General features: G+C 43.0%; 15 protein-coding genes and 1 pseudogene. 5 read left to right on the top strand and 11 right to left on the bottom strand.

The genetic code is table 11. The features are described 5' to 3' along the window. Window positions 1–34: 34 nt before the first annotated feature. Window positions 35–2,374: a CHASE2 domain-containing protein gene (locus H6G41_RS12340; protein ID WP_190746485.1), complete on the top strand. Its 2,340-nt coding sequence runs from the start codon at window positions 35–37 to the stop codon at window positions 2,372–2,374. A 17-nt stretch (window positions 2,375–2,391) separates the two neighbouring features. After that, window positions 2,392–3,240 (top strand): DUF928 domain-containing protein, encoded by an 849-nt coding sequence (locus H6G41_RS12345; RefSeq protein ID WP_308796209.1) that lies wholly within the window; start codon window positions 2,392–2,394, stop codon window positions 3,238–3,240. A gap of 287 nt (window positions 3,241–3,527) precedes the next feature. Here H6G41_RS12345 and H6G41_RS12350 read toward each other — a convergent pair whose 3' ends face one another. Continuing rightward, the gene (locus H6G41_RS12350) at window positions 3,528–3,923 is read right to left on the bottom strand and encodes a hypothetical protein (RefSeq protein WP_190746487.1); all 396 of its coding nucleotides are present in this window, start codon (window positions 3,921–3,923) and stop codon (window positions 3,528–3,530) included. Window positions 3,924–4,326: 403 nt separating this feature from the next. Between H6G41_RS12350 and H6G41_RS12355 the strand changes: the two genes are divergently transcribed. Beyond that, window positions 4,327–4,683, top strand: coding sequence for a hypothetical protein (locus tag H6G41_RS12355; protein ID WP_190746488.1), 357 nt, complete (start codon window positions 4,327–4,329; stop codon window positions 4,681–4,683). A 121-nt stretch (window positions 4,684–4,804) separates the two neighbouring features. Here the strand turns inward: H6G41_RS12355 and H6G41_RS12360 are convergent, their stop codons facing one another. From H6G41_RS12360 to H6G41_RS12380, 5 genes are all read right to left on the bottom strand, one after another. Further along, window positions 4,805–9,298, bottom strand: coding sequence for an NB-ARC domain-containing protein (locus H6G41_RS12360; protein WP_190746489.1), 4,494 nt, complete (start codon window positions 9,296–9,298; stop codon window positions 4,805–4,807). A 106-nt stretch (window positions 9,299–9,404) separates the two neighbouring features. Continuing rightward, window positions 9,405–9,692 carry a hypothetical protein gene (locus tag H6G41_RS12365; protein ID WP_206756942.1) on the bottom strand — a complete coding sequence of 96 codons (288 nt, stop codon included), beginning with the start codon at window positions 9,690–9,692 and terminating at the stop codon, window positions 9,405–9,407. Between the two features lie 372 nt (window positions 9,693–10,064). Then, the gene (locus H6G41_RS12370; protein WP_190746491.1) at window positions 10,065–12,689 is read right to left on the bottom strand and encodes a CHAT domain-containing protein; all 2,625 of its coding nucleotides are present in this window, start codon (window positions 12,687–12,689) and stop codon (window positions 10,065–10,067) included. Window positions 12,690–12,867: 178 nt separating this feature from the next. Continuing rightward, on the bottom strand, window positions 12,868–16,335 hold the full coding sequence (locus tag H6G41_RS12375) for an S-layer family protein (protein WP_242037903.1): 3,468 nt from the start codon (window positions 16,333–16,335) through the stop codon (window positions 12,868–12,870). A gap of 76 nt (window positions 16,336–16,411) precedes the next feature. Further along, the gene (locus tag H6G41_RS12380) at window positions 16,412–16,636 is read right to left on the bottom strand and encodes a hypothetical protein (RefSeq protein ID WP_190746493.1); all 225 of its coding nucleotides are present in this window, start codon (window positions 16,634–16,636) and stop codon (window positions 16,412–16,414) included. Between the two features lie 193 nt (window positions 16,637–16,829). Here H6G41_RS12380 and H6G41_RS35080 point away from each other — a divergent pair, with 193 nt between their 5' ends. Beyond that, window positions 16,830–16,946, top strand: a complete 117-nt coding sequence (locus H6G41_RS35080; RefSeq protein WP_242037904.1) for a phytochelatin synthase family protein — start codon at window positions 16,830–16,832, stop codon at window positions 16,944–16,946. Between the two features lie 259 nt (window positions 16,947–17,205). After that, a pseudogene (locus tag H6G41_RS12385) lies at window positions 17,206–17,796 on the top strand (hydrogenase); the annotation flags it as partial. Window positions 17,797–18,044: 248 nt separating this feature from the next. On the opposite strand, the gene H6G41_RS12390 reads toward H6G41_RS12385, so the two are convergent. The 5 genes from H6G41_RS12390 to H6G41_RS12410 form a co-directional block, all read right to left on the bottom strand. After that, window positions 18,045–18,797 (bottom strand): alpha/beta fold hydrolase, encoded by a 753-nt coding sequence (locus H6G41_RS12390; RefSeq protein WP_190746494.1) that lies wholly within the window; start codon window positions 18,795–18,797, stop codon window positions 18,045–18,047. A gap of 578 nt (window positions 18,798–19,375) precedes the next feature. Next, entirely contained in the window at window positions 19,376–19,768 is a 393-nt protein-coding gene (locus tag H6G41_RS12395) for a DUF1636 domain-containing protein (RefSeq protein ID WP_190746495.1), read from the bottom strand. A gap of 2 nt (window positions 19,769–19,770) precedes the next feature. Further along, a complete protein-coding gene (locus H6G41_RS12400; protein ID WP_190746496.1) occupies window positions 19,771–20,784 on the bottom strand; it encodes an iron-siderophore ABC transporter substrate-binding protein in 1,014 nt (337 codons plus the stop codon). A gap of 67 nt (window positions 20,785–20,851) precedes the next feature. Then, window positions 20,852–21,847, bottom strand: coding sequence for an iron-siderophore ABC transporter substrate-binding protein (locus tag H6G41_RS12405; protein WP_308796210.1), 996 nt, complete (start codon window positions 21,845–21,847; stop codon window positions 20,852–20,854). Window positions 21,848–21,917: 70 nt separating this feature from the next. Then, window positions 21,918–23,324 (bottom strand): TonB-dependent siderophore receptor, encoded by a 1,407-nt coding sequence (locus H6G41_RS12410; RefSeq protein ID WP_242037905.1) that lies wholly within the window; start codon window positions 23,322–23,324, stop codon window positions 21,918–21,920. Between the last annotated feature and the right edge of the window lie 28 nt (window positions 23,325–23,352).

Here is a 23,352-nt window from a genome sequence, read left to right on the forward strand (position 1 = left end):
TCTTCTTTGCGTCTATGCGTGAGAAATAAAAACTATGAGTAGAGTAGCAGTTATCAAAATCGGTAGAGGCAACTTTCACCAAGGGTTTGAAGTATCGCTAGAACTCAGAGAAGATGGCGGTTCACCCTTGGGAGAAATTGAAGGTCGGCTGAAACCGAACACAGATATAGAAGGATTGTATTTTTTATGGCAACAATCCTTTCGCAATCTCACCGCGATCGCTCGCAATGATGCTTGGGAAATTGAGGAAAGCTTACCAACAAATCGCGCTACTAGTGAAATAGCCGCCGACTGTTGTCAATGGATGCGACAAGTAGAAGCTAACCTCAATCAATGGTTGCAAACATCGGGGGATTGGGGATGGCAAAAAATCCGCGAAAGGTTAAGCAAAGAGTTAGCTAGTCAGCCTGGTACTCTGCGGTTAGCCATCAAAGCCAAAGAACCAACTTTATGGAAACTACCTTGGCATAGTTGGGATTTGCTGTCAGATTACCCCAATGTCGGCATTAGCTACAGCCCGGTAGAGTATGAAGTGTGGGAAAATGCTAAACGTGAAACTTTAAGCGATCGCGTCCGTCTGCTAGCTATTTTTGGCGATCGCCGAAATCTCAATTTAGAAAGCGATCGCCAAGTTATTGAAAATCTAGAAGAAACTGAGTCAGTTTTCTGTCATCAGCCCCAAGCTAGAGATTTAATTGCCGAACTGAGAGATCCCAAGGGCTGGGATATCTTCTTTTTTGCTGGACACAGCCAAACGGTAGAACAAAGGGGTCGAATTAGTCTCAGTGAAAAGGAAAGTATTGAAACCGATCAATTCAAACACGCCTTAAGTGAAGCAATTCAACACGGATTAAGAATTGCCATTTTTAACTCTTGTGAAGGATTGGGACTAGCGCAGCAGTTAGCTGATTTACATGTGCCGATTATTATTGTCATGCAAGAAATAGTCCCAGATAAAGTTGCCCAATCTTTTCTCAAAGAATTTCTCAAAGAATATGCGGCTGGACAACCTTTATATACTGCGGTGCGACTAGCTCAATTACGTCTAGAAGAATTTACGGATTTACCAGGTGCTACTTGGTTACCAATGATTTACCAAAATCCTTCGGAAGTGCCGCCCACTTGGCAGGATTTACGACCGAGGAAAAAGCGCAAGTTTCACCGTCAACTGGAATGGCAGCATCTACCCAATATCTTGGTGAAAAGCTTGGTAGCTACTGGCTTAGTCATGGCGGTGCGTTTTTTAGGTGGGCTTCAGCCTGTGGAATTTTGGGCTTTTGACCAGATGACACGCTTACAACCTAATCATGGCATTGATCAGCGTTTACTGGTTGTGAAGGTTACGGAACAAGATATCCAACAACAGCGTCAGTATCCCCTAAGCGATCGCGTAATTTTACAGGCTATAAAGAAACTAGAAGTTCATCAACCCAGAGCCATTGGTTTAGATATCTACCGCGATTTCCCCGTAGAACCAGGACATCACGAATTAGCCGCCCATATCCAAAAAAACCCCCGCCTGGTAACAATCTGCGAAGTCAGTAAACCAGAACTAAAGGGTGGTAACAAATTTGGCGTTGCTTCTCCCCCCGCTAGCCCAGCCGAGAATGTCGGCTTTAGCGATTTAGCAGTGGAACCAGATGGTACAGTCCGGCGTTATTTGTTTCACTTAAATCCAGGTGATTCCCTTTGCCAAGCATCCTATGCTTTTAGTGCGGAATTAGCCTTGCGTTATCTAGATGCCGAAGGTATTCAACCACAAGCCACACCCGAAGGTTACTTAAAGCTTGGATCTACCGTTTTCCAGCCCTTGGAAAATCATACTGGCTTTTATCACAACCTCGATTCTCGCGGTCATCAAGTCCTTTTAAATTACCGTTCTGCCCAAAAAGTAGCTAGAGAAGTAACCCTCACAGAAGTTCTGCAAAACGATTTTCCACCCCAATGGGTGAAAGACCGATTAGTTTTAATTGGTGTTGTAGCGCCATCAGTGGGCGATCGCTTTTCTACTCCCTTTAGTAACGAAATTAACGGCAAAATGCCTGGTGTAGTAATTCACGCCCAAATGGTGAGCCAAATGCTGAGTATAGCCAAACAAGAACGCCCCTTACTGCGGTTTTGGCCGCAAGCCTTAGATGCTGTTTGGATTGGGAGTTGGGCAGTTGTGGGGGGTTTATGCTTCTGGGTATTTCATTCACTGGTTTATCAGCGAATTGCGATCGCCTCAGCCATTATCATTCTTAATAGCCTGTGCTTTGGCTGGTTTAGTATCGGCATTTGTGCGCCCTTGATTCCTTCAGCAATTGCTTTGGCGATCGCCTACATCATCACAACCAATACGGTGCGGTTAAGGGGCAAAGATGAAAAAGGTTAAATTTGAGGAGGGAAACTGTGGCTGAGATTAAGTTTTATTCCTGGAAATTAGGATTAGCTTTGGCATTAGCTTTATTTGCAATTAGTTCTGCTGCTAACAAAGCAAAAGCCCAACCTTTCCCCAATCGCCAACAAATCCTTTCTCCCACTGCATCCCCACTCGCGCAAAATTCCCCAGTGAAATTTAAGCGCCCGCCACTGTCACCACGCGGCGCACCAGGTAACCGCAAAGGCGGCGGAACTCGTGACGGATACATTTGTTCAACCCTGGATATTAATGAATCTTTGATGGCTTTAGTTCCATCTGTAGAACCAGAGCCAACAATCAGCCATGTTTGGGGATTAACCCTAGAAGCTTCTCCGACTCTTTGGTTTTATGTTCCCTATCAGCCCAAAGATATCAAGGTAGGCGAATTAGAAATTTGGGACGAAACTCACTCAGATCCGAGAAATTATCAGCAAATTTATCAAGGAACTTTCACTGTTACCAGTACACCAGGAGCGATCGCCCTCACTCTCCCATCGACAGTGAAATTAGAGCCAGGGAAAAACTACCATTGGTATTTAACTTTGAAAATGAATTGCGATCGCGTTACTCAAGCTGTCAATGTCAACGGCTGGATTCAACAAGTCAAATTAAACAATCATCTTCCCTCGCAGCAATTAGGCGATCGCGATCGACTCATTTTTTATGTTGAAAATGGCATTTGGTTCGATGCTATAACTCTATTAGCCCAAATGCGCCGTCGCCAACCAGAAACACAAATCTGGCGCACAGATTGGCAAACATTAATAGGGGATATCGGCTTAGAAGAGTTTGCCAACAAACCTATAGTACCTTGCTGTCAGCTGCAAACTACAGATTAGGCATTGCATACATGAAGTGTAGCTGTTGATGGTTGACTGTTGACGGTTGATGGTTGACGGTTGACGGACTCGAAAGGCTTTTATTGTTAAAATGTAGGTTGGGTTGAGGAACGAAACCCAACACCCAAAGTCTTGTCATTGTTGGGTTTCACTTCGTTCAAACGCTAGGTTTTGGCACAACCAAGCATGAAAATCTGTCTTTCCCATGCCCAATGCCCCATGCCCCATGCCCATTTTCAAGTTAGAAGGGCATCCAAACCCCTCCTGACTTGTTCCTTCTGCCTTCTTCAAGCTGTTTCTACGGGGTCAATGTTTGGTTTCTTGGCATTCGATTTTACGCGGGTGATAGTACCTTTGCGGATGCGATCGCTCTTGAGCACACCACCAGCTTGCACATATTCAGAGCTATTTTTTCCGTATCTGCCAGCAACAGACATCAGCATATTTTCACAGACAACACTCAAGGTTTTTTCTAAGTTGTCAATATCAGTTTTAGAGGCATCAATTCCAGCCAAAGCAGTATTATGAGAGTTGATTTTATTGCGTAATTCCTCAATTATTTCCAGCATATTTTGCAAGCTGTTAGAATTGCCAAAATCAAGATTTGGATCGATAGCTTGCATTCCCGAAGCTCTCTTTTGAGCTTTTTCCAGAATCCGAGATGAGCGTTTAGCTAGGGTCATATAATAGATTTACTCCTGACGAATTTTGAATTCAGCTTTGCGTTGCTACTGCTAGCTTGTCTTAAAATGAGTAGATTTCGGTTCAGGGAAAATAACAGATTTTTAGGTTTTTTTAACAATTCTTGGGGTGATAATTCTGTGATTATGCGTAATTTCTAGCGATCGCCTTTTAATCCCGAATTTTTTACCAGATGAGTAGGTTGGGTTGAGGGACGAAACCCAACACCGAAATATCGGTTAAGCTTTCAGAATTCATGTTGGGTTGCGCTGCGCTTAACCCAACTTACACTAATTGGTGCAAAAAATTGGCTGGTTGGTTGTGAATGAGATCTGGTTGTGAACGAAGAAGAACTCATTGATAGACAACCTCATCTCGTTGGTTGTGAAGGAGTTGAGGTTCTCTATGGATGAGAACTCATTGATAGACAACCTCATCTCGTTGGTTATGAAGGAGTTGAGGTTCTCTATGGATGAGAACTCATTGATAGACAACCTCATCTCGTTGGTTATGAAGGAGTTGAGGTTCTCTATGGATGAGAACTCATTGATAGACAACCTCATCTCGTTGGTTATGAAGGAGTTGAGGTTCTCTATGGATGAGAACTCATTGATAGACAACCTCATCTCGTTGGTTATGAAGGAGTTGAGGTTCTCTATGGATGAGAACTCATTGATAGACAACCTCATCTCGTTGGTTGTGAAGGAGTTAAGGTTCTCTATGGATGAGGTAATTTTGGTAAATAAGGCTGATTTTGGGTGAAGTGCGATCGCATTTTGTCGAGCAGCGATCGCACTTCATACTTTTGAGGTGTAAATTACGCATTACGTAGCGCTTTGCGCTTCCCGCAGGGTATTACGAATTACGAACTACGAATTACAAATTATTTCCACCATTGCCCCACATCTGCGATCGCACTGGCAAGTTCTACCGTTGCAACTTCACCACCTAATGCAAAGATAACCGGAAACAATGCTTTGATATCCTGCAGCAAATTAGGGCGAGTGCGAACAGATAACTGATGAAGGGTATCTCGCCAAAGTGGAAAAAGTATGGCGGATGGCATTTGTGACAGATCAAAAGCTAAGGCACTGAGGGCATTGGTGCGATAATGCTCATCCTCAATTGCCCTAGCAGCAGCAAGTGCTTCTGGTAATACCTCTGGCAGTTTGTCGGCTAAGGCAGTGAGGGCATCGGCGCGATAATGCTCATCCTCAATTGCCCTAGCAGCAGCAAGGGCTTCTGGCAAAACTTCTGGTAGTTTTTGAGCTAAGACAATCAAAGCATCGGCACGATAAAGGTTATCCTGAATCTTTCTAGCAGCAGTAAGGACTTCTGGTAATAATTCTGGTGGTAGTTTCTCGGCTAATTCACTTAACCTCCGGACACGATAAGATTGATGCTCAATCGCCTCGGTAGCAGCAATAGCTTCTGGCACAACTTCTGGTAGTCTTTGGACTAAGGCAATCAAAACCTCAGCACGATCACAGTCATCCTGAGTTTCTCTAGCCGCAGCAAGGGCTTCTGGCAAAACTTCTGGTAGTTTCTCTACTAAAGCTATCAAAGGTTGGGCGCGCTCGTAATGATTCTGAATTTTCCGAGCGATCGCTAGGACTTCTGGTAATAATTCTGGTGGCAGTTTCTCGGCTAATTCACTTAAACGATGACCACGACAAGACTCATCCTGAATAGCCTCCGTAGCAGCAATAGCTTCGGGCACAACTTCTGGGAATCTTTGGGCTAGGGCAATCAAAACCTCAGCACGATGATAGCTCTCCTGAGTTTCTCTAGCCGCAGTCAGGGCTTCTGGCAGTAGTTTTGGCGGTAGTTTCTCTACTAAAGGTACCAAAACTTCACCACGAGTCATTCCGTCCTCAATCTCTCTGGCAGCAGCAATAGCTTCGGGCAAAACTTCTGGTAGTTTCTCTACTAAAGGTATCAAAACTTTAGCACGATAATACTCATTTTGAATCGCCCTGGCAGCAGCAACAGCTTCTGGCAACAACTTTGGTGGCAGTTTGTCTGCTAAGGCACTCAAGGCATCGGTAAGATAATACTCATCCCCAATCGCCACAGCAGCAGCAAAAGCTTCTGGCAACAACTTTGGTGGCAGTTTGTCTGCTAAGGCACTCAAGGCTTTGGCACGATTCCACTCATGCCCAAGTGCCCTGGCAGCAGCAAGAGCTGTTGGCAACAACTCTGGTGGCAGTTTGTCTGTTAAGGCACTCAAGGCATCGGTACGATCATTCTCATCTCGAATCATCCTGGCAGCAGCAAGAGCTGCTGGCAACAACTCTGGTGGCAGTTTGTCTGCTAAGGCACTCAAGGTATCGGTACGATGATTCTCGTACCACATTGCCCTGGCAATAGCAAGGGCTTCTGGCAATACTTCTGGCAGTTTATCTGCTAAGGCAATCAAAGCTTGGGCACGATCGTACTCATCCCGAATCGCCCTGGCAGCAGCAAGAGCTTCTGGCAACAACTCTGGTGGTAGTTTGTTTGCTAAGGCACTCAAGGTCAAGGCTTGGGTACGAGAATACTCATGCCAAATCGCCTTGGTAGCAGCAAGAGCTGCTGGCAACAACTCTGGTGGCAGTTTATCTGCTAAGACACTCAAGGCTTGGGCACGATTCCAATCATCCCCAATCGCCCTGGCAACAGCAAGAGCTTCTGGTAATACTTCTGGCAGTTTATCTGCTAAGGCACTCAAGGCTTGGGCGCGATTCCACTCATCCCCAATCGCCCTGGCAACAGTAAGGGCTTCTGGCAATACTTCTGGCAGTTTGCCTGCTAAGGCAATCAAGGCTTGGGCACGATTCCAATCATCCCGAATCGCCCTGGCAACAGCAACAGCTTCTTTTAACAACTCTGGTGGCAGTTTATCTGCTAAGGCACTCAAAGCATTGGCACGATAATACTCATCCCAAATCGCCCTGGCAACAGCAAGGGCTTCTGGCAATACTTCTGGCAGTTTGCCTGCTAAGGCACTCAAGGCATAGGTACGATAATACTCATTCCGAGCCACCCTAGCGGCGGTGAGGGCTTCTTTCAACAACGCTGGTGGCAGTTTATCTGCTAAGGCACTCAAGGCATGGGTAAGATAATCCTCATTCCGAATCAACCTAGCGGCGGTGAGGGCTTCTTTCAACAACGCTGGTGGCAGTTTATCTGCTAAGGCGCTCAAGGCATCGGCACGATAATTCTCATCCCGAATCGCCCTGGTAACAGCAAGAGCTGCTAACAACAACTCTGGTGGTAGTTTATCTGCTAAGGCATTCCTGGCATCGGCACGATAATACTCATCCCAAATCGCCCTGGTAACAGCAAGGGCTTCTGGCAACAACTCTGGAGGCAGTTTGTCTGCTAAGGCACTCAAGACTTGGGCACGATAATTCTCATTCCCAAGTGTCCTGGCAGCAGCAAGTGCTTTTTTTAACAACTCTGGTGGTAGTTTGTCTGCTAAGGCACTCAAGGCTTGGGCACGATAATTCTCATCTCGAATCACCACAGCAGCAGCAAGTGCTTCTTTTAACAACTCTGGAGGCAGTTTGTCTGCTAAGGCACTCAAGGCTTGGGCACGATCATACTCATTCCTAAGTGCCCTGGCAGCAGCAAGTGCTTCTGGTAATACTTCTGGCATTTTATCTGCTAAGACACTCAAGGCTTGGGCACGATCATTCTCATCCTGAATCGTCCTGGCAGCAGCAAGTGCTTTTTGCAGTGCTAATTGTTGAAGATTTGGTGGCAGATAATTGACTAGTTTTGCCAGCGCGTCGATTTTCTCTTCTAGCTTTGGTTTTTGCAGGGCGTAAGCTAGTCCTTGTTCGGGAGTCCACTTCTTGTTTTTGACCAAAGCAAGTAATAAATCTCTTGGTAAATTAGCTGCCAAACTATTCAGGGATGTAGTAATCAAAGCATAGCGACACTGCAAACTTAATGTTGATGCAGTCAAATTCCTTTGGGCTAATTCCCAAGCACGAGATATATCTGTGATGTAACCCCCTGTTTGTGCCAATTGTTCCCGCGCTTCAAACCAGCCATTATTGCCAGATGCCGACTCCTCCCACAATAAAGAGTGAATCTCTGCAAAGAGTCCCGCCTTCTCCAAATGCCAAACTAAACGCTGATGAATGTAACCATCATCAGGCAAGGTATGCCATAAATTATTCTGGGTTTTCTGCCGATATTTCTCCAAAAAAGCAGCGTGAGCAGCAGTAAGATTTAAACCTAACCCTGGCAAATCTCCTGTCCGCTTTGGCTGTGGCGCAGCAGTTAACAAATTACAAGCTAAATCATGGAATAAGTCATGTAACCGATAGGTAGGCGTACCATCAGCAAGGGGTACTCCTGTTAATAGCAATGCCTTATTCCGTAAATATTGCAACATCTTGGCAGCATCACGCTCATCCATTGCCCACAGCGTCGCCGCCATCATCTTATTAATGTTCACATCCTCCGGCAACACCCCCAACCAAGCGAAATGCTGCTTTTCTTGAGGTATTCTCTTGACACTCAAGTTTAATGATGCCGTTAAACTCAGGCGTTTTAAACTCGCCTCATCGGTAATTTCTTCTGCTTCGGGTCGGTCAAAACTGGTTAATCTCGCTACCTCTTGCCGAATATCCGCCAATAGTTCATCCCAAGTCGTCCCACTAGCAAATTCGGCGGCTGCAAGTTCCAACGCTAGGGGGAGATAACCAACACCTTTGGCTAAATTTGCGGCTGACTGACGTTCTGCATCTGTAATTTCCCGTCTTAATTTCTTCGTCAGCAATGCCATCGCCTGATCTGGTTTCATGATATCCAGGCTGTAGGTGCTGGCTGCTAAAGCATCGGCAATTGCCCCTTCACGAGTTGTTACCAAAACCTGACACCGCACCCCACCCACATTAAACGCTTGTGCATCTTGCGTATTCCAAGCATCATCCACCACCAGCAACACAGCTTTGTCATAAAGCAGTGTCCGTAAATGATTAGTAGTTGCTTCCACACTGGTAGGTTTAAAGCTATAGTCTCCTAATGCTTGCACCCAGCCACTAATTAAAGACAGCACATCCGGCTGTTGACCTAATGTTGCCCACAAAATCCCATCACAAAACCGAGTTTGTACTTCTGCATCTACTGCTAAAGCTGCGGCTAATGTCGATTTACCCACAGAACCCAAACCGTGAATCGCTGTAATTACCAAGGTGCAATTATCTTCTGTGAGGAGGCGAGTTTTTAATTCATCGCTATATTCTGGGCGTTCAACAAAGTGTGCAGGTAAAGGTGGCGCTTGAAATATCGCCAGTTTAGTTTGGGGTACAACAGCATCACCCTCATCTTCAGTGTAATTCGCTTCTAGTTCTTGAGATTTTTGTGGTCTGTGCTTTGCCATACCTCATCAAATCGTTTCAGGTTCTTTTCTTTATCCCTTGACCATAGCTTTAAATAACAAAACTATTGCTTTATACCCCAATACGGTTCAGTTAGCGTCAAAAATCTTAAAATGGCGTAGGTTGGGTTGAGGAACGAAACCCAACATTTCCGGTCGCTTGTTGGGTTTCACTGCGTTCAACCCAACCTACAATTATCCTTAACTGTTTCAGGTTCTTTTCTTTATCCCTTGACCATAGCTTTAAACTAAAGTGCCAGTCATCAGAACCCTGAGTGTGAATCCGGTTATATTCCAGAATTTTGAGAAAATCCTTCAGTAAATTTAGCGCTTCGCGGATTTGCTCGAAACCCCCTTGGCGACAACGTTCTGCCCTCACCCCCAGCCCCTCTCCCACCGGGAGAGGGGAGCAAGAGATTTAATTCCCCTTCTCCTGGGGGAGAAGGGGTGAGGGGATGAGGGCGAGGGTTTTTGTACAACGCCCGCCCTATATCGCTTTTAGCTTAAGTTGACACCTATTATCTGTGAACCCGCCCCTACTTCAGTAGACTCAAGATTTTGAGGATATTTATACCAATTCAAATAATCTTTGCGACACATTAAAATATTATAGAGGGCATGGCAGTGCCAGTGCCCCTACAATCTGTCGCATTCTTTTTTCCATTTGGTATTAGTCATCTTGAGATGACTTTCCCTATGAGCAAGGAACTTCAGTTCCTTGCGGTAACTGGGCTTTGCGTTAATGCTTTTCTCCCCTCATCCCCCTTTCCTACAACCAATTACCCACCAAAACAAAGGGTGCCCAGTAATAAGGTAGGCGATAATTCGTATTAGGATGCTTCTCTATTAAATATAGTTGCGCTTTTCGCAAAGCTTGGGCTTTGGTTAACTTCTCATCCTTTAACACCTTATAAAATTGAATCGCAAATGCGGCGGTAGATTCGTCTTTTACTTGCCAAAGTGTCGCTAATGTGCTGCGCGCTCCGGCTCTGACTGCGATTCCGGCTAAACCTAATGTGGCGCGTTTGTCGCCTGTGGCGGTTTCGCAAGCACTGAGGGTTAATAATTCAATTGTACGGGGATTGATGCGATCGCCTATTCCTAACAACTGATCAAAATTCTTGGCTCGCAGTAACCGATCCCACAGCAACACAAAGGTTTCATCGGGGTTAGAACTAAAGTTACCATGTGTCGCCAGGTGAATGACAGAGAAGGGAACTGACTCTACTGCTTGTCTGAGGTTAGCGGCGCTTAATTGGGAGTTCAGCAGTTGTTTACTTTTGGCTACTTCGGCTTGAATTTGTTCTAGTTCTAGGGGAACTTGAGTTAGGGAATCAAAGTTTCTACCTGCAATGGTGCGGCCTTCGCTGACTCCGGCGGTTAACACATTGAGTGGAATCTGCGTTAACGGCTGAGATTCTACCAGTTGTAAACCAGGACTGAGAGCTAGTGCATATTTCTCTACTAAATATTGTTTACCATCATCGAGAACAGCTAGGGGTATATTCTGCAAGGAAAAATCTAAGACGAACACTAAGGTATCAATATTATTTTTCCCTAAATCTGGTTCAGCTTGGCGCAGTAGCCAGTTATATACTTGCTGAGATATTTTAGGTAAGTCTTTCGATGGTTTAGGCTGGGCTAGCTTTTCCCGAAGTTGTTTTAAGGTACTCTCAACCTCGGCTTGATCCACTGGGGTTCTGTAGTGCAGTAAATTCCCTTGCTGGGGTAACTTGAGAATAAATTCCAAGCGGTCTGGTAAAACAATGCCGTAAAATACAGCTGTGGGAGTGGCGGCGCTATCAACAATTTTATCTAACTGTTCTGGTTTAGCTTGGGCGCAAGCATCCCGAAAGAAATTGTCAAGTTCAGCTAATTGTAGCGCTTCAATGGCTTCCCGCGCTTGCTTGAGGTTGGCTTGGCTGGGGTTCTCGCCTTGTAAGAGTAAATTCACCAATTCCCGATAAACTGGTTCTACCTCTTCGCGAAAGCCAAATTGAATATCAGGATTCAGCGTCACCAAATCACTGCGAATTGATTGCAGAGATTTCACAGCTTGGGAATAAGCGGCGATGGCTGCTTGACTATCTTCTTGTTTTAATAGCCGCCCTAATTGCCATTGCCATTGGTAGCTAATATCACCAGCCTGAATCTGCTGGGAGAGACTGAGGGCTTTGTTAGTATATGCCTTCGCCTGTTGCCATTCCCCTTGCTGTTCGTAAAACTGACCAAGATTACCCAAAGCATAAGACTGAGTACGGCGGTCTTGCAAGTTTTCGGCTTGTTGAATTGCCGCATTCAACATTGAAGTAATTACTGAGTTTGATGCCTCATTTATAACCTGAGACTGAGAAGACTGATTCTCCTGTGGGCAAATGGGTGTACTGCGTTGGCGTTGCAGACAAATTAAATTCTTCGCTAAATTAACTTGAGCGTTAATTGCAGAGCGACCGGGAGGTAAAATCGCTAATGGTTGGGGAATTTTTGCCCCTAAACTCTCAGCCTCACCCCACTGATTTGTTTCCATCAGTAAACTCAAGCGATTAATTTGGGCTTGCATCCCCAGCAGTGGAAATTTACCCGCCGCAACTTTTTCTACTTGCTGGTAATATTCCAGAGCCTTTTGAGTTTGTTTTTGGCTACGAGCTGTATTACCTAAACTCAGCAAAGTCATACTGACATCTTGGGGCAATTCTAATTTTGACGCTACTGTTAAAGCTTGCATTAATATCTTTTGTGCAGCTTCTAACTCTCCCGCTTGTTGAAAGATATCGCTTAAAGTACGTAACCCAGTAATTTTCAACCGCGAATCAGGAGATTGTTCTAAACTTTGCCGAACTTCTACCAATAACTTTCTAGCTTGACGATAAAGCCCCAAAGTTTGCAGCGCTTGGGCTTGATTAATTTGACTCCCAATCGTCCCCATCGAATCGCCAGCTTTTCTGTAGAAAAACTCCGCCTCTTGCCAAGTTTTACCCGCCGCTTGCGCCCCATCTTCCCCCTTCCCACCCAACAATTGTAGCCGCGCCAAAGCATTCAATACCTGAGCATGGATGCGATAACTTGCTTTATCTGTCTGATTCAGCAAAGATAAACTAGTATCAATTGCTGCCTCAGCCGCTTGCCATTCTCCGAGTTGTTGTCTAGCCAGAGAAATAAAACTCCAAGCCAAAGCTTGACGATTAACTTCCCCTGCTTGCTCATATCCCTGTGCAGCCTCACCCCAAACCTTTGCCGCAGAAGCAAACTGCCCAGCATCATAAAATTGGTTCCCCACCTGCATCAACCCCAACCCTTGATTTGCCCCCACTGGCGCACCACCAACCAGCATCAACCAATGGATACCTAAACTGAAGAGTAACCCGAAAAGAGCGATCGCAAATTTCTGTAGCATTTGGTAATGGGTGTTTGGTAATGGGTAATTGGTAATTGGGGTTTGGTGTTGGGTGTTTGGTAATGGGTAATGGGTAATTAGAATTTGTCCCCTTATCCCCCTCATCCCCCTCATCCCCCTCATCCCCCTCATCCCCCTCATCTCCCTCATCTCCCCTACTCCCCTTGCCCCCTACCCCTCACCCCCTCCACGCCTGACAATCCAAGGGATGCAACCAAAACCCTTGCGGAGTAACTCTCACTGGTTCCGCTGTCAGCAGCAAATTGCCATTCGGGGTAGTAATCCAACCTTGGGCTTCTACAATTCTCCTTGGGAGATTATCTTTGATATTTGGTTGCTCGCGCCTAGATGCTGGGGGGAGTTGAGATACTGCTGTACTTTCCTCTACTAAGCGCAAATCGTCCCAAGGCGCATTATTGCTGAGGGGTTCGTTGGGAGAACTAGGTAAACCGCCACGACCTGTAACTATAAATTCGCTATCCTTGCCAACAACGCGGCAGAAATCCTGCTCAATTAGGCTAGAAACATCAATAATATCTGCTGGTAATTCCGTTAATCCTTGGCGTGGGTCAACATCCAAAATATCAATTTCAAAGATGCCATCTAACCCAAACTGAGAACTAACAGTAATATCGCTCAAAGAGGTTATGCGATCGCGAAATTCCAAACCAAAGATACCTTGAGTAGTAATGTTAATATTACCTCCCCGCCCCTGGTAGGCATTAGCTGTGATATCGCTATTTTCATTAGGGATTGCAACTATCAAACCACCATCAATCAAAATATTGCCCCCATCACCACCAGCTTGCTCAATACCTGCGTCTGTGGAAATTTGACTGTTACGCCGCAATAACAACAACTCACCAATTTGCAAAGCAATATTTCCGCCTTGGCCTGATGTAGTTGTCGCTGAGAGAACCGCTTGGTTATTTAACAAAACGTTGCGCGCTACTACTTCTAAATCGCCAGCATTTCCGATTCCCTGGTTGTTCACACTAATTGCAGCGCCATCTCGCAGCGTTAAATTTTCGGTCTCAACCCTTAACTTTCCCGCACCCCCAGTACCTTCAGAGCCAGTAAATAAACCACTGGGAAACTGTTCACCAGATTGATCTCGGAAAAAATTTCGATTGGCAACCTGTGGAACTGTGCCAACCAATTCTACGATATCAGCAGCTTTGACAAAAACATTACCACCTTGACCGCTACTAAAAGTCCCTGTGCCTACTTGCGCTCCTCCTTGGAGAATTAATTTATCTGTGTTAATTGTGACTTCACCACCATTGCCCTCACTGCGAGTAGTAGCAAACACAGTGGTAGGTTCGCCAGTATCCGCCGTGCCAATTAATTCTACTTCTGAAGCCTGGATGTTAATATTTCCACCATTGCCTTGATTAAAAGCAGTAGCTAAATTTTGCGCTCCATTGCTGGCTAGAAACCTTCTAGTATTGATTGTTAAACTACCGCCATTTCCAGCGCCTTGTGACTGTACTCTCAAACCACTAGTAAAACCAATTGTTTCTACTGATTCTCTGGCGTTTACGATTATATTACCGCCGCTACCATCATTTGAAGTTGTGGCAGTTACCCTTCCTCTGTCTTGGATAATCAGCTTTCCTGTGTTAATGGTCACAGTTCCACCATTGCCAACACCCAGGGTTTGCGCTCTCAAACCACTGGAAAACCTACCATTTTGAGAAACACCAATCACCTCTACTGAATCCGCAGCGTTGACAATTATATCACCTCCAAGACCCCGATCTAAAGTTATAGCACTGATCTGGCCACCATCTTGGAGTATCAGCTTTCCTGTGTTAATCTCTACTGTACCGCCTTTCCCCTCACCTTGAGTTTGTGCTGTCAAGCTGCTGGGAAAACTCCCATTTTCAGCCATGCCAGTCACTTCCACAGAGTCCCTTGCATTGACAAGCACATCGCCACCAATACCCTGAGTGATAGTTGCGGCGCTTACCTGGCCACCATTTTGGAGTATCAGCTTTCCTGTATTAATCTCTACTGTACCGCCTTGCCCTTCACCTTGAGTTTGTGCTGTCAAGCTGCTGGGAAAATTTCCCTCTGCGGCAATGCCAATCACTTCTACAGATATATCTGCATTGACTAGCACATCGCCACCATTACCTTCTTTAAATGCAGAAGCATTTATCTGTGAACCATTCTGGAGTATCAATTTTCCTGTGTTAATTTCTACTCTGCCGCTATCACCACTACTCTGACTCGAAGCAAATAAGCCGCTAGATCCAATTGCTTCTACTGATTCAGAAGCTTTCACCAGCACATTTCCGCCACGCCCCGGACTAAAAGTGGTAGCGCTTACTTGAGCCTGATCCTGGAGTACCAGCCGCTTCGTTGTTACTTCTACTGTACCGCTATCACCACTACTGTTACGGGTTACAGAATATAAGCCACTGCTAAATTTTCCAGTTGCAGTAATTCCTGTTGCTGTAACTAACTCTGAGGCGTTGACAACAATTTTACCGGCACTACCTTGATTAAAAGTACTAGATGATATTTGCGCTCCATTTTGGAGAATCAAGCTACCTGTATTGATTTCTACATCACCGGCTTTTCCAATACCTGTTGTTTCCGTTAAAAAAACACTAGCTTCACCATTAGGCGCGTTTCCGCTTGCCTGGATAGACTCAGAAGCTTTGATATTGATACTTCCGCCGCTTTTCTCACCCTGTGTGAGCGACAAAACCAAGGAACCATCTTCTAGGGCTACTCGCCGCCCTTGCATTTGAATCTTGCCACCTCCCGCACCGCTAGTATCAATAGCAGCAGTTTGGGAGAGGCGAATATCTTGGAAATTCTCTACACCCTGATTACTCAACTCCCAGCCTGGGTTTGTTGGGGTAATACCGACTAAACCCCCCCCTTGGATACTCCAAACTTCAACTCGCCCTGATTCAGCCCTCAAACTTCCGCCTTCCAGCACGACTTCACCACCAGCTAAAGCCAAAGTTTGAGCAGTCCCCACCTCCAAGCCACCAGTGCGATTGACTTCCAATACTTTACCAGTATCTTGATTAACTATCAGTTCATTACCTTGCCCTTGTACCAAAATCCTGCCTGGATCTTGTCCATATTGCAAGCCAATTGGAACATTGAGCGTTAATAAAGGCGGCGCAGCCGGATTAATGGTGCTAAATTCTAGCCCATCATTAAATTTGATACTATTGGCGGTACTTCCCACAAAAGAACCACGGATGTCAAGTCTGGCATTAGGGCCAAAGATAATGCCATTGGAGTTCAGTAAAAATAGATTAGCTCCACCGTTGATACCCAGGGTTCCGAGAATTGTTGATGGGTTAGTTCCAGTCACTCGACTAAATATATTTTCAATTCCTGCGGGATTAGTGAAAAAGACTCGTTGTCCATCACCAACATTGAATTGTTGAAAACTATGAAATAGACTCGCACCTCGCCTAGCTCCGCCATCAATTTGGTCAGCAGGAAGACCATCTATACTAACATTTGGGATTAGCTGAGAACTTTCTGCACCTAAAGTAGAATCAGGGATAATCTGAGCTTTGGCAAAATCTCCGGATGCAGCATATACCCCACATACGGCTAATAAACTGGCTACTCTAAACCACCAGCACCAATTTGACCAGATAAAACCCATGATTGCCATTCTTTAAAAGACCAGACTTCGGCGCAGATTGCAATTTGTCAATAAAAAATTGATCGGGATCGCTAAATCAAAAGGTTAGTCTTGAAGTTGGATCTATAGTTTGGGGTAATGGTTCATCATCTTCTGGTGGTACATAAGGTGTAGGTGACAACGATGCCCGTCCACCAACAATAATTGGTTTTCGAGCTGAAGTTAAATCATTACTAGTACCGCCACTGATTTGTTCTTGCTCACTCATACTCAATTCAGTCAGGAAATCGAGATCATCTAGGCTTTTTTGTTTGTCTTTCATCTTTACCTCTTTTGGTTGATTAAATCTATCTATTGGCAGATGTAGTTAACGCTATAGTTAGCTTTTGCTAACACGAATATGTTAGTGAGAATGCTTATATTTAATTCTTCAACTAAGTTGAAACTTTTACGGAGTATTGATATTTATTTTACAAAAATTCACTATATTAGGCTTGACAGAGCAATAGTCTACCTTGGCAGCTTTGATTGTGTGGCGGGGAATTGCTCAGGTAATTGGGGATGGCGAGATTGTTTTTGACGAATTTGTCTGTTTAGCGCGTTGTAATGGAGCTAAAGTACGTACAACTTGACTTTTTCAGCCTGAATAATTTGCGTCATCTTTAAGTTAATCTCCTATATCCATTATTCTTGCTGATTTTTTTATTAACGCGCCCTTTTAAATTTATTTAGTATTTCTACTATCACCGTTTCCCCATTCAACCCTTCACCACGCTCAAGTTCTGCAACTGCATATGACTCAAGGGAAAAATAGGCACTACTTTAGGCACCTTATTAATATACAGCCATAAAACCTATGTTATACAGGCATCATAAACTTCCACCAAGTGTGAATGGAACCGCTTTGCCGATCGCCCGATGAAAGATTGGTTAACAGAACTCGCCCAAGTTGCCAGTTTTATTGTCGCTGTGGGCGACTGTGCTACATGGGGCGGAATTCCCGCTATGTCACCCAACCCCAGCGATTCTCAAGGGTTGCAATTTCTCAAGCGCGAAGAGGGCGGATTTTTAGGTAAAGACTTCCGCACTAAATCTGGTTTACCTGTAATTAACATTCCTGGATGTCCCGCCCATCCTGACTGGATTAGCCAAATTTTAGTGGCGATCGCCACCGGGCGCTTAGGAGACATTACCTTAGACGAACTCCATCGTCCGGAAACCTTCTTTAAAAGCTTTACCCAAATCGGTTGTACTCGGAACGTCCACTTTGCCTACAAAGCATCTACTGTTGACTTTGGTCAGCGAAAAGGCTGTCTATTCTATGACTTAGGTTGTCGCGGGCCTATGACCCATTCCTCTTGCAACCGCATTCTCTGGAATCGCGTCTCTTCTAAAACCCGCGCCGGTATGCCTTGTTTAGGTTGCACTGAACCAGAATTTCCCTTCTTTGATTTGCAACCAGGAACCGTATTTAAAACACAAGTTTACTATATATAGTGGTACTTTGATTGCCATACCATATTCAACCTTGTCCTGATGTCGCAATGACAGATGGGGTTTTTTGTTGGGTTGATTTGAAAGTGCGATGTCTAACAACAAGTCGCGTTGCGTCTACGGGCTGATTTATTTACTTGATTTTGAAACAGGGAATGCTCAGGGCAAATTTCACACCTTTGGGATGTACGGTACATTTGAAACGATAGTCATTAGTAAAAAACTCATAATTCTTACTAATTTATCAAATTGGAAGAAAGGATTGAAGATTGCATTGCTTGTTGTAGATGATATGGTTGCCAAAAACTCAACATTTGTTCGCCAACTTTTTGCGGATAGAAGTAATGAAAAAAATGATGCCCTTTTGGACATTCCCAGAGGTAATCTTCAGGTTTAAACCATTTTAACCAGCCTAGTAAGGCAGGGGAATTGACAATTGAATCGTTTTTGCTACCACAGATCATCATGGGCATAGAAACCCCATCTTCAGGTAAATCAACTAACTTGAATAGGGAATGAGATAAGGGAGATTGCTCTAAATCTTTATTTAACACTGCCATTAACTTTTTAGTAGTGTAATGTGGTTGTTCGCCAAAGAGATTACGAACACTCATTGCTAGAACTTGTTCGCGACTGATGGTAAATAGTTGTCGTTGGAGATAGTAGTGGGCGTGCCAAATATTTGCTGGTCGAGAAGCGACAGCTAGGAGAATGAGCGATCGCACTTTTTGCGGATAGCGCCTTGCATAAGTTAGAGCGATCGCACCACCCGCACCATGACCTGCTAAATGTATGGGATGAGAACATTGTGACAAAAACTCATGTAATAAACTGACAGCCTCATCTATCGAACTACCTTCATCTTTATCGTGACGATATTCCCACTGAGCCACATTCATATATTGTGATATATGTTGTAGTAACGGTTGATCGAAACGCTGTAATGCCAAGCTAGAACTAACCCACACAACATCAATATCATTAGACATAAGGGACTTCCAAGTAAAAAAATATTCCATTACTATTGTTCACTGTTGACAGTTGACTGTTAACCGTCAACCGTCAACGACTTGAACGGAATAATTTATTTTTTTGAGTTCCCTAAGAACTCTCAATCCTCAAAAATCAAGCAACTTCAAAAGCACAAATACATCTTATTGAATATCTATCTCAATAAGCTCCGAGCATATATTATCAGATTAATTGAGATTTATTTTCAGTAAATCCAGAGAATTTTTGTCAAATTCACTGTAAGCTAGGCAGGATAACGCTTTTAGAGCTAATCTAGAATGCTAAATCAGGCTAAATAAAAGTAAAAATTGATATTTGGCGAAGATAATCAGGCAAATACCCCTATAAATGGGATATATTGAGCTTAAGCTTCATTGTAGCTTGCTTAGTTTATTTGAGATTAAAGGAGTAGCTCGACTCTTTGGCAATAATTATGCTTTAATAATTGAGAGTATTTTTTAGTAATTCTTCCACGAGTTAAAAATTATGCAGATTTAGGAGGGTGCGATCGCTCTTCCTGGATGTAACAATGCAACCATCAAAATATTGACAAATGCTAGGTTGGGATGGACTCAGGTGTAGGAAGGATGCGTGCTAATAAGTGCGATCGCAATTTCCCCGGTATTTTAGCGGGTAACACATATCCATCTTCACTTTTTTGATAAAGCTGGCTGAATTGCAACAAATCACTTGTACTATCCTCTGTCAGATCGACAAAATGGTATGTATATTTTTGCCGACAAACAAAGCTCACTACACAAGAGCGTTTTTCAACACAACTCCACAAGCACCCCACAGGCTGAATATTTAGAGTGCTGTAAGTGGAATTATTTTTTTGAGCTTCCAGCAACTTCAGGAATAGTTGATTTCCTTCAGCGCGATCGTCTGCATCTTCGTGATCGAGAACAGCACTGCACGATTTACAAACAAATAATGTATGAATGTTCATAATTAAGGAATGTATAAGTAGGAGTTAATATATTTAAATAAATCATCGATAACCGCATTAGCAGCTAAAATTCCGTTACCAATCCAATAGTCTGGAACTAAATAAACTTTATTCTCTTGCACAGCTTTTAAATTTTGCCATAGCAGACTTGATTTCAGTTGCTTTAAATTCTTTTGCGCTGTTTGATTACCTTGAGTAGTATTTTCCCCTGTCCAGATAAATATTACATCACCATCAGCTTTTTCAATTAATTCATAGCCAATAGACATTTGAATCGAATTATTAAATAATTTTTCTGCTTCTGATGCGGTGAATTGTTGTGATTCAGGACGAGATAATCCAGCATCCTGCAAGATAGTGCCGCAAAAAGATTCACGGAGATAAAGGTTAATATTATTGGGATAAACTCGCACCACGGAAACTTTGAGATTTGCTAAATTCTTGCCCATTTGCTGCTTAAATTTATCTAGGCGCTGGGCATATTTGGCCATTACTTTTTGACCGATTTCTTGCCTATTTAACACTATACTCACATTGTTAAACACCTCCTTCCATTCCCCACTGTGTCCAAATTTTAATAAAACTGTTGGAGCAATTTTGGAAGTTAAATCATAAATATTTTTTGCATATTCAGAACCCAAAATCAAATCTGGTTGGAGTGCGAGAATACTTTCTATATTCGGTTCTCCATTTTTACCAATATTTTTGACTCCGACTAACTCATTGTGCAAGTATGATGAATCATCGGAAATAACGCTACCTATAGGTTTAACACCTAGAGCGATCGCATTTTCAAATGCAGTTTCATCCAAAGTCACAAGGCGTTGGAAATTTTCTGGAACGCAGGTGATTCCCGCAGCGTGTTCGACATGACGACAAGCTTGGTTTGGAGTGCGATCGCTCATCGGTATAGAATCACTATGATGACAAGCTATAGCAAGCAGTAAAGTACAAAATATTGTCATCCCCAAGCGCAACCAACGAGTAAAGCCTTTGAGTTTGATATAACCTTTCATACGCCACACATGATTTTGTCAAATTTAAACCACAAATGTACCAATTAATATTGGGGTTTTATCAAAACTATGGCTGAACCAGATATTGAAATAAATCATCAAGTAGCTTATTGATTCCAAAAAAGCCATATGTCCACCATCTATTTACTTGGACTTCATATATCTGATTTTTTTGGGCTGAATTGAGTTGAGTTAAAAGGGGATTTTGAAAAAAAGCTCGTGTAAATTTTGGAGCATCATTCATCACGAATAAAACATCAGCATCATACTTATTTAATACCTCAATACTTGATACTACAGTTTCTTGTTTTTGATTTGCTAGGATAGGTATTAGTCGTATACCAATATCTTGAAAAACTTGATTATAGGTTTCATTATCTGAATAGGTAGATATCAGATTATCTCCAAAAATATAAATTACTGATACTTCTATCTTTTTTAGACTTTCACCAATTAAATTTTGCAACTTTTTAACTCGTTCATAATATTGAGCAATGACTTGTTCCGCCTTTTCACCCTCACCTAGCACTTGAGCAATAAAACGAAGATTTTCTTTAAAAGAGTAATTCAGTCCTGGTAAATCTACCATAACCGTAGGTGCGATCGCAGATAATTGTTTATACAAACTTTTCTGATATTCACGCATCAAAATTAAATCGGGTTTGAGCTTAATAACTTTTTCTAAATTCGGCTGATTTCCATTACCAATTATCTCAATACCAGCCGCTTCATCATTGCTGACGCCACGAAATAAAAAGTCGTACTGTGGAAAATAACTTACTGTACCAATTGGTTTGATACCCAAAGATAATACAGGGTCTAAAAGAGCAATATCATTTAACACAATGATACGCTGTGGCTTGATAGGAATTCTGGTTTCTCCCAAAGCATGTTTGACAACTTTTGTAACTACGGGGAGAGGAGATGTAGATAAGGTACTGTTACCAAAAATTGCATTTGATGAAATATGACTATAGCAACCTATAAGCAAAGCAATAGTAACAATCACTAGCAAAAATGATTTAAGATAACGATACACCGCAATACTTTCTCCTCTTTCCACCTAAGTTAAACATCAAACAAAATTGATCGATTTTTGATTAGGGTAGCTCATAATTCAAATTTATTTTTTGTTAAAATTCAATTGCAAATGAACCAATTAATGTTAAAGGTTCACCGTAATAGACACCTAAACGACCACCTTCAGAACCAGTAAAATATGTATTGTCAAAGAGGTTACGGATATTTAAAGCAGCTCTCCAGTTATTCCGTTTGTAAAATACAGATGCATCAGTACGAATATAACTAGGAAGAATATAACTGTTGTCTAAATCTCCGAAGCGATCGCCTACAAAAAAGAATCCTAATCCAAATCCTAACCCTTGCAGATTTCCTTGTTGAAGTTCATAGGTTGTCCACAAACTAGCCGCGTGTTCTGGGATATTATCGCGCCGGCGACCTTCTAAACCAGTAGTATCTTTGCTCACAAATGCATCAATGTAAGCATAGGATGCAATCACTTTCCAACCAGGGGTAATTTCCCCAGCAATATCAAATTCAATACCTCTACTTGTCTGTTCCCCTGTTTGAATTTGGTCGTTGGGGTCGGATGAATTGGGATCGTCAACGGTAACATTTTGCTTGCGGAGGTCATACAATGCTAAAGTTGCGCTCAAATTGGGGGTAATATCTGCTTTTACACCCACCTCAAATTGTCTACCTGTTTCTGGTTTAAATGGTTGATCGTTACCATTACGACTTGCACCAAAGCTAGGTTCAAAAGAGGTTGCATAGGATGCGTAAAGCGAGATATTTTCAGACGGTTGATAAACTATTCCTAAGCGAGGACTAAAATTACTATCAGACTGGGTAAATTCTTGCTTTTCTTCACCTAAATTGCGTGTACTGCGAGTTTGCTCAAAAATATCAAATCGACCTCCTGCAAGTAATTTGAATTGCGGTGTGATTTCAATTTGGTCTTGGATATAAAACCCATATTTATCGAGAGTATCATCACGGAAGAAATTTAATATTCCTTCCTTTGGATACTCTAAACGCGCGTATACTGGATTAAATATATTAATAGATGGGTAAGGTTCAAAGTCTCCAAAAAGTCCATTTTCAGTATTTTTGGTATAGTCAAAACCTAACACAATTTGATGTTTAATTGAACCTGTAGAAAATTTTCCTACCACATCTGTTTGAATTGAATAAGCATTATCTCGACGCTCAGAATAATAACTTAATCTACTTAATTCTCCAGTTTCTTCATCTAGAGAATCCCGTAAAGGATAGTAACGTGCTAAATTGACGAATTGAGCGCGAAAAGCATTTCTAATTGACCATTGCTCGCTAAACTTATGGTCAAGTAAATAACTAAAATTAGTAACATTTATTTCTACATTCTGAAACGGTTCACCTAAGAAACGCTCCCTGGGTAAATTTGCGGGGCGATCGCCTATGGCTACAGTCCCATCATCTGCTGTGCGTTTTTCTTCCAGCCAAGAACCATCTACAGTTAAATTAGTATTAAACCTCATCCAGGTTGAAACCTGTAGTTTTTATATT

Origin of the sequence: Tolypothrix sp. FACHB-123, from assembly GCF_014697075.1 — a bacterium.
Lineage (GTDB): Bacteria > Cyanobacteriota > Cyanobacteriia > Cyanobacteriales > Nostocaceae > Aulosira.